General features: G+C 38.4%; 12 protein-coding genes and 1 other annotated feature. Of the genes, 8 read left to right on the top strand and 4 right to left on the bottom strand.

Annotation, left to right across the window (positions count from 1 at the left end; all coding sequences use genetic code 11):
* Positions 1-92 precede the first annotated feature (92 nt).
* Positions 93-1145, top strand: a complete 1053-nt coding sequence (gene ysxE, locus QNN06_RS24685) for a spore coat protein YsxE (RefSeq protein ID WP_284036122.1) — start codon at positions 93-95, stop codon at positions 1143-1145.
* 26 nt (positions 1146-1171) lie between these two features.
* On the opposite strand, the gene QNN06_RS24680 is transcribed toward ysxE, so the two are convergent.
* Positions 1172-1360, bottom strand: a complete 189-nt coding sequence (locus QNN06_RS24680; protein WP_213119996.1) for a hypothetical protein — start codon at positions 1358-1360, stop codon at positions 1172-1174.
* A 191-nt stretch (positions 1361-1551) separates the two neighbouring features.
* On the opposite strand from QNN06_RS24680, the gene QNN06_RS24675 reads away from it, so the two are divergent.
* From QNN06_RS24675 to QNN06_RS24660, 4 genes are all read left to right on the top strand, one after another.
* Positions 1552-2868, top strand: a complete 1317-nt coding sequence (locus QNN06_RS24675) for an O-antigen ligase family protein (RefSeq protein WP_284036121.1) — start codon at positions 1552-1554, stop codon at positions 2866-2868.
* 111 nt (positions 2869-2979) lie between these two features.
* Positions 2980-3212, top strand: a binding site (T-box leader).
* 52 nt (positions 3213-3264) lie between these two features.
* Positions 3265-5907, top strand: a complete 2643-nt coding sequence (locus QNN06_RS24670) for a valine--tRNA ligase (protein ID WP_284036120.1) — start codon at positions 3265-3267, stop codon at positions 5905-5907.
* 67 nt (positions 5908-5974) lie between these two features.
* The gene (locus QNN06_RS24665; RefSeq protein ID WP_284036119.1) at positions 5975-7297 is read left to right on the top strand and encodes a bifunctional folylpolyglutamate synthase/dihydrofolate synthase; all 1323 of its coding nucleotides are present in this window, start codon (positions 5975-5977) and stop codon (positions 7295-7297) included.
* A 71-nt stretch (positions 7298-7368) separates the two neighbouring features.
* On the top strand, positions 7369-9090 hold the full coding sequence (locus tag QNN06_RS24660) for a sensor domain-containing diguanylate cyclase (protein WP_284036118.1): 1722 nt from the start codon (positions 7369-7371) through the stop codon (positions 9088-9090).
* 85 nt (positions 9091-9175) lie between these two features.
* Here the strand turns inward: QNN06_RS24660 and QNN06_RS24655 are convergent, their stop codons facing one another.
* Genes QNN06_RS24655 through QNN06_RS24645 form a run of 3 tightly spaced genes read right to left on the bottom strand, consistent with a single transcriptional unit; the run spans position 9176 to position 11009 of the window.
* Positions 9176-10150, bottom strand: coding sequence for a type II secretion system protein (locus QNN06_RS24655; RefSeq protein WP_284036117.1), 975 nt, complete (start codon positions 10148-10150; stop codon positions 9176-9178).
* Positions 10119-10583: a PulJ/GspJ family protein gene (locus QNN06_RS24650; RefSeq protein ID WP_284036116.1), complete on the bottom strand. Its 465-nt coding sequence runs from the start codon at positions 10581-10583 to the stop codon at positions 10119-10121. The genes QNN06_RS24655 and QNN06_RS24650 overlap by 32 nt, the downstream gene beginning before the upstream one ends.
* A gap of 9 nt (positions 10584-10592) precedes the next feature.
* A complete protein-coding gene (locus QNN06_RS24645; RefSeq protein ID WP_284036115.1) occupies positions 10593-11009 on the bottom strand; it encodes a PulJ/GspJ family protein in 417 nt (138 codons plus the stop codon).
* Between the two features lie 162 nt (positions 11010-11171).
* Between QNN06_RS24645 and QNN06_RS24640 the strand changes: the two genes are divergently transcribed.
* From QNN06_RS24640 to QNN06_RS24630, 3 genes are read left to right on the top strand one after another with little or no spacing between them, the layout of a single operon-like run.
* Positions 11172-11999 (top strand): YbaN family protein, encoded by an 828-nt coding sequence (locus tag QNN06_RS24640; RefSeq protein WP_284036114.1) that lies wholly within the window; start codon positions 11172-11174, stop codon positions 11997-11999.
* A gap of 51 nt (positions 12000-12050) precedes the next feature.
* Positions 12051-13367 (top strand): G5 domain-containing protein, encoded by a 1317-nt coding sequence (locus tag QNN06_RS24635; RefSeq protein ID WP_284036113.1) that lies wholly within the window; start codon positions 12051-12053, stop codon positions 13365-13367.
* 14 nt (positions 13368-13381) lie between these two features.
* Positions 13382-15043 carry a GspE/PulE family protein gene (locus QNN06_RS24630; RefSeq protein ID WP_284036112.1) on the top strand — a complete coding sequence of 554 codons (1662 nt, stop codon included), beginning with the start codon at positions 13382-13384 and terminating at the stop codon, positions 15041-15043.
* Positions 15044-15048 lie beyond the last annotated feature (5 nt).

Below are 15048 nucleotides of genomic sequence, written 5' to 3'. Positions count from 1 at the left end.
CAGACCTAAGAAGGTGAGCGGGTTCGTACGGGGCCTGCTCTGCTTTCTTTTTATGCCCTTTTGCTTTTCTAAATGAAAGAGAGTGAATTCTCATGAATGACTCGAATAGGCTGGAGACCCTTACGCCGATTTTGGAGAACTACCAGGTAGAGCCGTATTTTGTAGAGGATTTTGGGGGCATTCAAAAAATTTATTCTAACAAAGGTACCTTTGCCCTGAAAAAAATTCCCCCAGCCTTAGGGACAGATTTCATTCGGCATGTCCATTATCTCTATCAAAGAGGCTTTAACAGGATTGTTCCAATATATCCTACCATGGATGGCAGATATGCGGTATTGCATGATAATAATCTTTACTATCTCATGCCTTGGATGGCAAACGACCAAAGAGAAGACCACCAGTACAAAAGCCAGCAGCTTTTTCGCGAATTGGCCCGGCTTCATACGGTTTCCTCAAAGGAAATCGAAGTAAACAAGGAGGAGCGGGCCGAGCATTACGAAAAAACCTTGCAGCTGCTTGATAAAAACCAGGAATTTCTTGATGGCTACATTGATAATTGTGAGAAGAAGACCTATATGTCACCATTCGAACTGTTGTTTTGCCTATATTACAATGAAATCAGCCAGGCGCTCCGATTTTCAAAAGCAAAATTTGAAGAATGGTATGAGAGCACAAAGGAAAATGAGAAAGCCCGAATGGTGGTTGTCCACGGGAAGCTTTCATCCGATCATTTTCTTTATGATGAACGGGGATACGGCTATTTTATTAATTTTGAAAATGCCCGTTACGGCTCGCCAATCCATGACCTGCTCCCGTATGTGTCAAGGACTTTAAACACAAGTCCGAAGCGAAATGATGATGCGATCAGTTTGGTGTATCATTATTTTAAATACTTTCCATTTAAGCAGGAGGAAAAATTATTATTCAACAGCTACTTGGCCTACCCAATACCCATCATCCAAATGGCAGAAAAGTATTATCGGAAGCCACGTCCGAAAAATGAGTTAAAATATGTCCGCCAGCTGCAGAATCGCTATTGGCATTTAAAAAATACCGAATATATTGTCATGCGAATGACGGAAATCGAGAACCAGCAAAAAGCAGCCCAAGAGGCAGCCCAGCAGGCAAAAGAAGGAGCCCAATAGCAGGATTTATCTGCAAATAGGGCTCCTTAAATAATTTCGAAATAAATGGAAATGGCAATGACGATAAAAAGGGATAATAACAAGACATCAAAAATGGTTGGCAGAAAAATAGTTCGTATAAACTGAAAGATAATAAATGGGACGACCAGCTGTCCGGACAATCTCCGAAACGTTCTAAACCAGGGACGGTGTTTATATTTGTGGAAATTCTTCACCCCTAACCCCCCCTTTCCCAATTTACCCTTATCATATGTATATTCGAGAATTTGTGTGTATGCCCCAAAATTCATCTAAAACTTACCGCTTTAAATTCAGATTGAATAAATTGAAAAGAAATGGAATAATTAGAAGTAATTGAAATACTAGGTGTTTTTACACAGGACTTGTGACATAAGGGGTAATTTGAATGTTTTGGTTTCTTTTGTCGTTTCCTTTGATGATTTATCCTTGGGGCTATGATCCGAGTTATACCATGCCAAAGGTTGCTTATTTAAATATTTTTGTTTTGGGTAGTTGGCTGTTTATCATATTAAGGAAAAAATATTGGACAATGAATCTTAAAAAGCCATATCAATCAGTGGAATTAATCGTTGTCATTTTTCTTTGTTTAGCAATTATTTCAACTATTTTTTCAGTTAACTTAAAAACCTCGTTGTATGGGACTAAATATCGGTATGAAGGAATCTTAACTTATTTTTCATATTTAAGTATATTTCTATTTTCATATAAGTTATTAGATGTAAACAAAATACAGAAGATTTTCATAGGTATGGCAATCGTATCTATCCCGGCTTCCATTTATGGAGTTTTGCAGCATTATTTTTTAGATTTTTTCCCAAGGAACAGCTCGAAACTTTTAGACCCGAGAAGTTATTCGTTTTTTGATAACGCTAATTTTTTTGGATCCTATCTTGTATTAATTATTTTGGGTACGATATCACTATATTTAACTGCCAAAAATAGAAAGCAATCAACGTATTTCTTATTTATTATAGGACTAGCTTTTATAGCATTGCTTTTCACTCAGACAAGAAGCGGTTATGTTGGAGTCTTTTGTGGACTTACTCTAATATCGTTCTTGGTTGTCTTTAAGAGAAGACAGCTATGGGAAAATTGGACTAAATTAATTATTACACTTATGGTAATATTCATTGCTATTAATGTTTTGGAGCAAGGGAACTATATTAACCGTTTAGTTTCTGTTGTGTCCGATTCTAAAAAGCTAGTTGAAAAAGATAATACAGATCAAGTTGGGTCCTTTCGGTTTTTTATTTGGAGAAAATCCCTGCCATTAATCCATGACTATTTTTGGACTGGTTCCGGACCGGACACATTGGAATATGTCTTTCCAAATGATAAGGAAAAAAAGAAAATATTCGGAGACATGGTAGTGGATAAGGCCCATAACGAATATTTGCATATGGCGATAACTTTAGGGGTACCAGCCTTATTAGTCTATCTTCTGTTACTTTCTATCATTTTATGGAGGACCCTTCAAGCTGCAAAAGCGGCTAAGGGAAATGATAAAATAATCTTATTATGTTTGTTTTCAGCAATCACTGGTTACTTAATTCAGGCGTTTTTTAATATTAGTGTTGTCCCGGTAGCACCGTTATTTTGGGCAACCATCGGCATGACGCTTGCAAAAGCAGAAGCCTGCCTTAATAAGAAAAGAAGTAATCATTCGCTTAGAAGTTCAGAGGAAAAATATCAAACAGCTTAATAAGTGCAGTCAGACGGTATCCTGTTTGCATATAGTATAATTTATAAAAAATAAGGTTAACCTGATTGACGTGAACCCCGTTTTTTGGGTAGTATAACTATATAATTAAAAATCAAAGCTTTGACAGGGAAGAGTACGGTGAAAGCCAGCTTTTAGAGAGGGGAATCAGCAGCTGAAAGATTTCCTAAGCGGAACATCGGAAGGTCGCCCAAGAGCTTCTTCTGTGAACAGGCCAAAGGCCCCAGTAGTAGAAGACGGATGAAATCCGTTATCCGATGAAGTGCCAATCATAAATATGATTGGAAAAAAGGTGGTACCGCGAAGCAACTCCATTCGTCCTTTTATGACGAATGGGGTTTTTTGTTGTTTCTAAAAGATAAAAAGGAGGCAATTCAGTTGGAAACAAAAGAAATTACGATGCCAACCAAATACGACCCGCAAACAATTGAAAAAGGTCGTTATGAATGGTGGCTGCAAGGGAAATTTTTCGAAGCAAAAGATGATGAGGGAAAACAGCCATATACAATCGTGATCCCGCCGCCTAACGTTACAGGAAAACTCCATTTAGGGCATGCATGGGATACGACTCTCCAAGATATCATGACACGCATGAAGCGGATGCAGGGCTATGATGTTCTTTGGCTTCCTGGCATGGACCATGCTGGAATCGCGACCCAGGCAAAGGTTGAACAAAAGCTTAAAAGCGAAGGCAAAAGCCGTTATGACCTCGGCAGGGAAAAGTTTGTTGAGGAAACATGGAAGTGGAAGGAAGAATATGCTTCCCATATCCGCCAGCAGTGGGCAAAGTTAGGTTTAGGACTTGACTACACCCGGGAGCGTTTCACTCTTGATGAGGGACTTTCAAAGGCGGTTCGCGAAGTATTCGTTACCCTTTACAACAAAGGCTTAATCTATCGCGGCGAATATATTATCAACTGGGATCCATCCACAAAAACAGCCTTATCTGATATTGAGGTTATTTATAAGGATGTTCAAGGTGCCTTTTATCATATGAAGTATCCGTTAGCCGACGGTTCCGGCTATATTGAAGTGGCAACAACTCGTCCGGAGACGATGTTAGGCGATACTGCGGTTGCGGTTCATCCTGAAGATGACCGTTATAAGCACCTAATCGGTAAAACAGTTATCCTGCCAATTGTTGGCCGGGAAATCCCGATCGTTGGCGATGATTATGTCGATATGGAATTTGGTTCAGGTGCGGTTAAAATTACTCCTGCCCATGACCCGAACGACTTTGAACTCGGAAATCGCCATAATCTTGAGCGTATTCTTGTTATGAATGAAGATGGAAGCATGAACGAAAAGGCCGGTAAATACCAAGGGCTTGACCGCTTCGAATGCCGTAAGCAAATTGTTAAAGACCTTCAAGAACAAGGCGTTCTGTTTAAAATTGAAGATCACCTGCATTCCGTTGGCCACTCTGAGCGCAGCGGAGCTGTAGTAGAGCCTTATCTATCAACACAATGGTTTGTTAAAATGCAGCCATTGGCTGATCAAGCAATTGCGCTTCAAAGCAAGGAAGAAAAAGTTCACTTTGTTCCAGACCGCTTTGAAAAAACGTATCTGCACTGGATGGAAAATATCCGCGACTGGTGTATTTCCCGTCAGTTATGGTGGGGACACCGCATCCCGGCTTGGTATCATAAAGAGACTGGTGAAGTATATGTTGGCCACGAGGCACCTGCAGACATTGAAAACTGGGAACAGGACAAAGATGTATTAGATACATGGTTCAGTTCAGCATTATGGCCGTTCTCTACTATGGGCTGGCCTGACACAGAATCAGCCGATTTCAAACGTTACTTCTCAACGGATGTTCTGGTAACAGGCTACGACATTATCTTCTTCTGGGTTTCAAGGATGATTTTCCAAAGCCTTGAATTTACCGGCAAGCGTCCATTTAAAGATGTTCTGATTCACGGGCTTGTTCGTGATGAGCAGGGCCGGAAAATGAGTAAGTCACTTGGAAACGGCGTTGACCCAATGGAGGTAATCGACAAGTACGGTGCGGATGCACTTCGCTACTTCCTATCAACAGGATCTTCACCAGGTCAAGATTTGCGTTACAGTACAGAAAAGGTTGAAGCAACCTGGAACTTTGCCAATAAAATTTGGAATGCTTCCCGTTTTGCCTTAATGAATATGAATGGTCTTACCTATGAAGAGATTGATTTCAGCGGAGAAAAGTCAGTTGCTGATAAATGGATTCTAACACGCTTAAATGAAACAATTGAACATGTGACAAAGCTGTCAGAGCGCTACGAATTCGGTGAAGTTGGCCGTGCCTTATATAACTTTATCTGGGATGACTTCTGCGACTGGTATATCGAAATGGCGAAGCTTCCTTTATACAGTGAAGATGAAGCGGCTAAGAAAACAACCCGTTCAATCTTAGCTTACGTATTAGATCAAACAATGAGACTTTTACACCCGTTCATGCCATTTATCACCGAGGAAATTTGGCAGAACCTGCCTCATTCCGGTGAATCGATTACGGAAGCAAAATGGCCGGAGGTAAAACCTGAGTATACAGATGAAGAAGCGGCGCAGGAAATGAAGCTTCTGATGGAAATGATCCGCTCTGTACGAAACATTCGTGCTGAAGTTAACACACCAATGAGCAAGAAAATCAAAATGTTGGTGAAAGCTAAGGATGAAAAAATCTTAACAGCTTTAGAGAATAACCGGAGCTATATTGAAAAGTTCTGTAACCCGGAAGAACTGCAAATGGGACTGAACATCGAAACCCCTGAAAAAGCAATGACTGCAGTTATTACGGGTGTCGAGATTATCCTTCCACTTCAAGGCCTGATCAATATTGATGAAGAAATTGCCCGCCTTGAGAAGGAATTGGATAAATTAAATAAAGAGGTAGAGCGTGTTCAAAAGAAATTAAGCAATGAAGGCTTTATGAAAAAAGCACCTGAAAGTGTTGTAGCCGAAGAACGTGCCAAAGAACAAGACTATCTGGAAAAACGAAACATTGTAGAAGCTCGTATTAAAGAGTTAAGAGGTTAATGAAGCTGAAGGCGAATCCATTTTGGATTCGTCTTGGCTTATTTTTTTAACAAAAGGGGTGTCAGACATGTTTACTACTTATAAAGAAGCCCTTGATTGGATTCATGCAAGGCTCAGGCTCGGCATTAAACCAGGGTTAAAACGGATGGAATGGATGATGGACAGGCTCGGCCACCCGGAAACAAAAATCAAAACTGTGCATATAGGCGGGACAAATGGAAAAGGCTCAACCGTTACTTATTTGCGTTCCATTCTGCAGGAAGCAGGGTATACAGTCGGTACGTTTACATCTCCCTATATTGAACAATTCAACGAGCGAATTAGTGTTAACGGCAAGCCTATCACAGATCAAGAAATACTGGAATTAACAAATGTCATTCTTCCTTTAGCAAATGAATTAGAGGAAACAGACCTTGGCGGACCGACAGAATTTGAAGTTATCACGGCCATGTCGTTCTATTATTTTGCCAATTACCCTGAAATCGATATCGTCCTTTACGAGGTTGGGCTTGGCGGACGATTTGATTCCACGAATATAGTGCAGCCATTGGCTTCGATAATCACAAATATTGGTCTCGATCACACCAACATCCTCGGTAACACCCATGAAGATATTGCATTTGAGAAGGCGGGAATCATCAAGGAAAGGACGCCGATTTTTACAGCGGTCAAACACCCTAGAGCACTTAAGGTAATCGAGGAACAGGCTGAGAAAAAAGAGGCATCAATTTATCGATTAGATCAGGAGTTTTCGATCGGTGCTCATGAATCCATCCAGAAGGGTGAAATATTTACTTTACAAACAACGGGGGATACCTTAGAAAAACTTGAAATCAGCATGATTGGCCAGCACCAAACCGAAAATGCCGCACTTGCCGTCAGTGCAGTTCTATATTTAAACCAACATGCTTTCATTTCAGTTCCTGAACAGGCCATCAGGAATGGATTAAAAAAGGCCTATTGGCCGGGCCGCTTTGAGGTTTTATCTGAAAACCCTCTGGTCATCATCGATGGTGCACATAATGATGAGGGAATTACGGCATTGGTTCATGAATTGTCGACCCGTTACGCCAATCGCAATATCCAGATAATATTTGCCGCGTTAAAAGATAAGAAGCTAGACAAAATGATAGCCAAGCTTGACGGAATTGCTGCTCAGATTTCTTTTGTCAGCTTTGATTTCCCAAGGGCGGCTAATGCTGAAGACTTGCTGAAAATCAGTCAATCTGCAAATAAATTCGCAGTCGAAGATTGGCAGCCTTATATAAAAGAAGAAATTTCTCACCTGCCTCCCAATGACATGCTTATCATCACGGGCTCTCTATATTTTATCTCAGAAGCAAAGCCAATTATTTGTCAATATTTGAAAAATATGACGATTTCTCTGTGACAGATTGGCTATTTTTTGGTAAAATAAAATTATCTTGAATTAATAATAATTAGGTGAGGAGGGGAAGGAAGATGGGTGTTAAACCGCATGTCCAAACAGCAATTTATCTGATCTGGATTATGTTAGTACCAGCTGGAATGTGGTTTACCTATCAAACTTTTCCCCCGCACCTGACAGGAAATTGGCATGAACTTATTGCCTATTTAGCGCTTATGGCCATTGTGGCAGGAATGCCAATTATAATTAATAACGTGCCCATTTTTCTCATTCAATGGGTGTCTTTTACCGTTTTTTTAATTTTCGGATTGTTTGTGGAAATGGTATTTGCTCAGATTGCAGTACTTGTTTTACTACTAAAACTAAGAGTTCCAAAAAAGCAACTATTCCGCTTGCCACTTAACATGATCATGTTCTTTATTGTTTCGTTCTTGAGCGGTACTGTATATTATCTGCTCGGTGGCCAAACGTCTCCGCACTTAACTGAAGATAGTGAAGCTTTTTTGCTGGCTATTTTGTATGCGGTGTTAAATTATTCTATTAATCAGGTCATTGTTTCTTTTAATCTATTTTTTGTCTATAAGCGTAAGAACGCTTACTTTGGAAAAGATTTTTTGGTAGAGACTTTAACAACAATTATTACGATTCCAGTCGGTGTTGTGTTATACATACTATATAATCAATTAGGTTTATTGTCTCTTCTTTTTGTAGGGGTTCCGTTCGTCAGCCTTTCGGTTATTTTTAATTTATATTACTCTAGTGAAAAAATTAATCTGTATCTGCAAAAAGCGGCAGAAATCGGCCATCAGATGGCAGAACGGCTTCAAGTCGATGATGTTGTAAACTTGTTTATTCAAAAACTTGGAGGAATGCTGCCGGTTGATTATGCTTATATTTTTGAGGTTTCTGGGGATGAACTGAAATTGACCCGCTATGTTGAAGATGGGCGGGTGGATCCATATAATAGGCCGCCTTTGAAAAAAAATGAAGGAATTTCCGGGATGGTTTGGGACAAGCAAAAGGCTTGTTTTTATTCACGGAAAAAGGAATGGCTGCATCTCACAAACGGAGGATATCTTCCACTGGATGCTAAAAGTATTTTAAGCGTTCCGATTATGCGTAATAAAATGGTTATTGGCGTGCTGCTGCTTGCTTCAAAGCAGGAACGAGCCTACGAAAAATATCAGTTGACCATTGTCGATATTCTCTGCTCGTATTTTGCTGTTGCTATGGAAAATGCCAAGCATTATGAACGTACAAAAATGCAGAGCGAACGATGTTCACTCACCAAATTATATAATTACCGCTACTTTGAAAATGCATTAATGAAGGAGTTTGAGCAGCTTAAGCGGTTTGAGCAAAACGTGATTTCGTTAATCATTCTTGACATCGATCATTTTAAAAACATTAATGATACATACGGCCATCAAAGCGGAAATGAAATTCTGATTGATATTTCTGGAAGAATCAGTAAATTGGTAGGGAGCCGGGGCACTGTTGCCCGCTATGGTGGTGAGGAATTTGTTGTTCTCTTGCCTGATGTTTCGAAAGAGGAAGCTTATCAAACAGCTGAATTAATCAGGGAGTCCATCGCCAATTGGCCATTTACCCTCTTTGAAACAATTGATCAGGATCAAAAGAAACTGCAGGTGAAAATAACTGCCTCGATTGGAGTGGCAACTGCACCAGAAGATGCTGAGGATGCTCTTGCCTTGATTCGACATGCGGACCGGGCGCTGTACGTGGGAGCAAAAAGAGCTGGAAGGAATCGGGTGGCGGAGTATTCGTCGTGTTAAAAATCTATTGGTTTTTATCTATATTTATTGAATCTTAAAAATAACCTTAAAAAAGCCGATTTAACTGAATCGGCTTTTTTCTTCATTAATAGGTGACTGTAACTCCACTTTCGGGATTGACTGTCCAACTGGAATTGGAATTACTGCAGGTGTTATTGAAGTAATTGGAAAAATCGGTATAATCATATAGTTTATTATTCTTAACTGTATATATGTTTCCGTAAATGCATATATTAGCTTTCCCGGCAAGTTTATCAATTCGTGGGGTTTCAGTAAGAAATATAGCATCTCCATAAATAATCAGATTTGTATTTCCATTTACCGAAGTAATTTTATTAATAATAGCCGTCTCCTGGACAATGACCTGTGCCCCACCGTTTATCTCCATTGATGAAAAGTAAGCACTTTTTAAAACTGTCAAGATATTTCCCCCTACGATAGTGAGACCAGAATTAAAAGCTACTCCATTAGGGTACGTGGTTGAGGGGAACTCAATAGAATAATTAACTTGTTTAGTAATGCCTGAATCTTTAAAAAGTGAATAGTCAGGGAGATCCTTTCCGACCTTTACTTGGGAAATAGCAATAGTCCCTTGTAACTGTCTCACTTCTCCGGATTTAGTTGTTCCAGTACTAGTAAAAGTAAATTTAAACTGACCGACATTAGAACAACTAATAGGTGCAGTTTTATCTATTTTATATTTATTTCCATCAGTATCAACATATTTAGGACTGTAAATGTTTGTATTGTTACGTTCTTCCAACGTAAATTCAGTACAAAAATCGTTTTTACTAACTTTTATTGTTTCTTGTGTATTAATGATAAGATTATTTATTGCTGCCTGATAATAGGTAATTCCCATTTCGGCGAGATCTGTAGCTATATTAATGTTTTCGGTTTTATTGAACTGTTTTCTTGCACTTATAACTGAACTGCTTAAAGTGGCTGCAAGAATCATTGTTACGGAAACAATAATCATAACAAGAATTAAGGTATAACCCTTTTCACTCTTTATGGTGCCCGCCCCCTTAATATTGTTTAATAATCGTATTGATTTCATAAGAAATTCCAGTATTATCTATCAGTTTAAAATTTACATAAAGGGGTTTATAAGGATCAATTGTTTGTTCATTGGGTATTTCCTGATAGTTAGGTTGACCCACCTTCAGCTCGATTTTTTGCCCACTATCCGCCAATGGAATATTTGCCGAAGATTGACCGATATAAGCGGTTTGAGAGCTTGGATCATATTTAATTTTATACGTTTCTTTATTAGTGGCGGGGTCAACATAATGCAGCGTCTTTTTCTGATGGTAGTTCGTTAAAGTAGCTAAAATCCTATTTGCATCCTGTCTTAACGAATTTCTTTCGGAAATTTGTCTGTAGTTTTTGTTTACATCTACTAAAGCACCATAAAGTAGTGAGGAAATAATAACAAGAATTGAAAGCGCAACTAACAATTCTATTAGCGTAATGCCCTTTTCATCTTTCATCGTTTTAGCTCACTTCCGAATATATGTGTAAGTAATGGACTTATTATTTGAATCTTTAGGGTCTTCGACAATGATTGTAAACTGAATAAGGTTTTCAGTATTTGGTTTAATAGCTATTTTTGCACTTATATTATAGTTGCTTTTAGCTAAAGGCGGGTCAAACAAATTTCTGATTTGATCTTCAGTTAATGAAACCTCAGTTGATAGATTAAATGATAAGAATTTTTCTTTAGGTAAATCTTCAACTAAATTAATATATTTCTGTGCTGTTGCCATTGTCCCTAATTTTTGTTCGTTTTTATTTGAAAATAATGCTGACTGGGTAAAAAATCCTAACAAAGCAGTTGAAATGATAGCGAGCAAAACAATTGATACTAGAATTTCAACTAAGGTTAGGCCTTTTTGCTCTTGGAAATTTTCCCACATAAAAAATTCTCCGCCTTCTTTTAAAATACTTAAGAGTATTATACAATATTTAGTAGGCGAAATTTGTCTGATTTTTAATCAAATAAACAAAAAATAATGGAATATGTTAAAATTTGTAGATTAATAGATAGAAAAGGACTATTTAATAGGGGGAGTGAATAAATGCAATCACTAATATGGGCTGGATTGGCTATACCTGTATTAATTTTGATAGTATCTTTTATTCCACTCGGATTTACTTTAAGGGGTAAGTTTATCATTATTTTAGCTAGTTTTGTATTCGCACTTGCAGGAATTGCAGCAGTTTCTATAACTCCTTTATGGCAGACTGGATTAATAATTTTAGTTCTCGTCTTTTTTGCCGCTTATTTATTTGATCAGCGAATGGGGAAAGTAATGTATCAAGAAACTGCCATGCTTGATGAAAGAATGCTTAAAGAAGAACCTGAAAAAAAAATTAGCAATGGGCTTAATCGAGCTTTGAAGGAAGACTCGGTTTTAGATGAAGTTTCTCTGAAATATCGAGACGGAGATATTGAAAATAAAATTAACTTAAAGAAAATAAATCATAAGTCCGAGGAATTGGATGAAGAAATTTCCTTTTTACTACAACGAGATATTGGAGAGTTTAGTGGACAAACTGGAGAAATAAATGAGACTCTGAACCATTTATCTGCTATTAAAAGTCAGGTAGAAATAGATTCTAAGAACGAATTACAACGCGAAACGAATGAGCAAAGCCCGGACATCAGTTATTTATCTGAAATTGAAAGTTTACTTGAAATGGAATCAGAGGAACAGCTGAAAGAACCAGCTGAACTACAAGAAATTCATACTCTTGCACCAATCGGTTTTGAAGAAGAAGTTGTAAATTTAAACAATGAACTGCCTCTTCATGATCTTCTTCAATCTGAAAAGGAAGCTGCATCAACTTCTGATGATATGCTTGAAGAAATTGTATTGGAAAAAAACATGGTGCTGAAGAAATAGAAATACGTTGGTTTCTAGCTTTTTTGAAGGGTTTGAGAAGGAGGCGTTTGCTTGGGTAAAAATCAACAAATGATAAAATTATTTGTTGTACTATTCTTTAGTACGGCTTTTATTTTTAGCTTTTCTCATTTTGGAGCTAGAGCATTTGAGAGATTATCAAATGCGGATGGGAAATTTTCCGGAGGGACAACCATTTGTGCCTTAGATGTTTCGGATAAAACACCCGACGAAGCTATTGCTCTTTTGGAAGAAAAGTATGTTAACTGGATTAAAGATGCTTCGATGGAATTAAAATATGGGGAAAAAACTGCCCCATTTGACCTAAACCTATTTGAGTTGGATACTAAAACGACTGTGGCGTCTATAAAGGAGGGCCAAAACAACCCGGTTTATATGACCGTTACAAAATCTCAAGTTGAGGAACAGCTGCAAATCCTGTTTCCGCAAATAAAAATGAAGGAAATCGATTTTGATAAGCTGACATATAGCTTGAATGAAACAGCTTTATTATTTGAACCAGGTTCTCATACTTTTAATATTTATGACGATTATCTGTTAGCTGACAAAATTGATAAGGATACTGTTATTGCTACTTCGGTAGTTCGTCTTAATGAGATGCCTGGCGAATTAGTGCGAACCATTATGACACATTCAAAAATAGAAATCCTAGCTGAAAAGCAATTTTCATTGTTAGCTTTTGCGAAGGAACAGAAAATTACTGATAACAAAGTCCTGAATATCTTGGCCACTGGCATCTATCAAGCAATTTTACCTTCGAATTTTACAGTCATTGAACGAAATATTGGAAACACTCTCCCTGATTATGCGAATTTAGGATATGAAGCGAAGGTGAATCAAGCTGAACAAGCTGATCTATTAATTTTCAATCCTAATAAATTACCATATTTTTTGGAATTCACAAATGAAAATAACAGTCTTAAAGTTACTTTGAAGGGCCAAAAGTTCTTGTATGATTATAAAATCATTGCAAAAGATGAGCAGAAGCTGGAGCCAAAGACCATCATCCAATATTCTCCGCAAATCAGCCCTGGAAAAACAAAGGTGCAAAACAATGGGACTGAAGGGAAACTTGTTAAGATTTATAGAGAGGTCTATCAAGGAGGGCAACTAGTAAAGAGTGAATTCCTTTCGGAGGATTATTATCCGCCAGTTTATAAAGTGGTGATTCAAGGATTAACGTCTGCAAGTCCGTCGAGTGCAACAACTCAAACGGGCTTGGGGGATACTTCGTCTGGAACAACCGACAGCAATCAAACGACTGATTCTTCTTATCCAATGCCAACTACATCTGATTCAGGCCAGCAAGAGAGCGACATTTGGGGAAAGCCAAATGAACAACCAAAATAAAAGCAGGTGGAATGATGAGGCAAACACGAAAACGGCTGGGTGATTTGTTAATTGAAGAAGGCTTGATTACAGCTGAGCAACTTCAAAGTGTATTAAATGAGAAGGATTCAAATCAAAAACTTGGGGAAGCTCTTTTACAAAGAGGGTTCATAACTGAGCAGCAATTAATTGAAGTATTAGAGTTCCAGCTAGGAGTTCCACATATTACTTTGTTCCAATATCCTTTTGATACGAGTCTTTTTTCTTTAATTTCAAAAGAAACAGCCACACGAAACTTAATTATTCCCTTAAAGAGAGAAGGAAACAAGCTTTGGGTCGCAATGGCAAATCCGATGGATTTTATTGTCATCGACGATTTACGTTTATCAACAGGATTTCAAATTGAACCAACTATTGCAACCAAAGATGATATTCTCCGTACGATTAATAAATATTATGAGTTTGACGATGGACTGGACGAACTCTTAGATCAACTTCCGCAAAATGAACGAAGTAAAACAGATAGTATTACTGATGTAGATTCACCGATTGTTCGCCTTGTTAATCAAATTTTAACAAATGCTGTAATTCAAAAAGCAAGTGATATTCATATCGACCCGCAGGAAACAAAGGTTATTGTTCGCTATCGGATTGACGGGGTATTAAAGGTCGAAAGGGTCCTTCCTAAAAACATGCAAAATGTTTTAACCGCAAGAATCAAAATAATGTCTAGTCTTGATATCACAGAGCACAGGGTCCCTCAAGACGGGCGGATTAAACTAAATCTTGATTTTCATCCGGTTGATCTTCGTGTATCTTCATTGCCGACTGTGTTTGGTGAAAAAATTGTTATGCGTCTTTTAGACATGGGGTCTACTTTAAATGACCTAAATAAACTTGGATTTAATTCCCTGAACCTTAAGCGGTTTAACGAAATGATTGAAAAACCGACGGGGATCGTTTTAATAACAGGCCCCACTGGGTCAGGTAAATCCTCGACACTATACGCGGCTCTTAATAAATTGAATAGTGATGGGGTAAACATTATAACAATCGAAGATCCAGTAGAATATCAGCTTGAAGGCATCAACCAGGTTCAGGTGAATCAACATGTTGGGATGACCTTTGCTGCAGGCTTAAGGTCGATTCTCCGCCAAGACCCTAACATCATCATGGTCGGAGAGATTCGCGACACGGAAACGGCAGAGGTTGCCATCCGAGCATCTTTAACTGGTCATTTAGTTCTAAGTACGTTACACACCAATGACTCTATTGGAACAGTTACCAGACTGCTAGATATGGGTGTGGAACCATTTTTACTCGCTGCGTCCTTAAGTGGAGTTGTTGCACAGCGGCTGGTCCGCAAAGTCTGTCGTGATTGTGCAGAAGTACAAGAACCTTCTAGACGGGAAGTGGAAATTTTTGCGAAGCGCGGGTTGAAAATTGATAAAGTTACCCGGGGAAAAGGCTGTGCTTCATGTAATATGACCGGCTATAAAGGCCGGATAGCCATACATGAGGTACTGGTTATTAATGATGAAATACGCAGAATCATGATGAACGGTGAAACTTTTCAAAAGCTGAAGGACACTGCTATTAAAAACAAAACCATTTTCTTAATTGACGATGGACTCTTAAAAGTAAAACATGGTTTAACAACAACAGAAGAAGTTTTACGTGTAGCAATTCCAGAGTAGGAGAA

Source organism: Neobacillus sp. 114, from assembly GCF_030127045.1.
In the GTDB taxonomy this organism is placed as follows: domain Bacteria; phylum Bacillota; class Bacilli; order Bacillales; family Cytobacillaceae; genus Neobacillus; species Neobacillus rhizophilus.
This window is presented reverse-complemented; position numbering and strand designations above follow the sequence as displayed.

What these genes read in the sequence shown, in the direction of transcription:
- QNN06_RS24655 (WP_284036117.1), bottom strand. Translation starts at nt 10,150, where the DNA reads ATGAAATCAATACGATTATTAAACAATATTAAGGGGGCGGGCACCATA.
- QNN06_RS24630 (WP_284036112.1), top strand. Translation starts at nt 13,382, where the DNA reads ATGAGGCAAACACGAAAACGGCTGGGTGATTTGTTAATTGAAGAAGGC.
- QNN06_RS24640 (WP_284036114.1), top strand. Translation starts at nt 11,172, where the DNA reads ATGCAATCACTAATATGGGCTGGATTGGCTATACCTGTATTAATTTTG.
- QNN06_RS24665 (WP_284036119.1), top strand. Translation starts at nt 5,975, where the DNA reads ATGTTTACTACTTATAAAGAAGCCCTTGATTGGATTCATGCAAGGCTC.
- QNN06_RS24650 (WP_284036116.1), bottom strand. Translation starts at nt 10,583, where the DNA reads ATGAAAGATGAAAAGGGCATTACGCTAATAGAATTGTTAGTTGCGCTT.
- QNN06_RS24675 (WP_284036121.1), top strand. Translation starts at nt 1,552, where the DNA reads ATGTTTTGGTTTCTTTTGTCGTTTCCTTTGATGATTTATCCTTGGGGC.
- QNN06_RS24645 (WP_284036115.1), bottom strand. Translation starts at nt 11,009, where the DNA reads ATGTGGGAAAATTTCCAAGAGCAAAAAGGCCTAACCTTAGTTGAAATT.
- QNN06_RS24660 (WP_284036118.1), top strand. Translation starts at nt 7,369, where the DNA reads ATGGGTGTTAAACCGCATGTCCAAACAGCAATTTATCTGATCTGGATT.
- ysxE (WP_284036122.1), top strand. Translation starts at nt 93, where the DNA reads ATGAATGACTCGAATAGGCTGGAGACCCTTACGCCGATTTTGGAGAAC.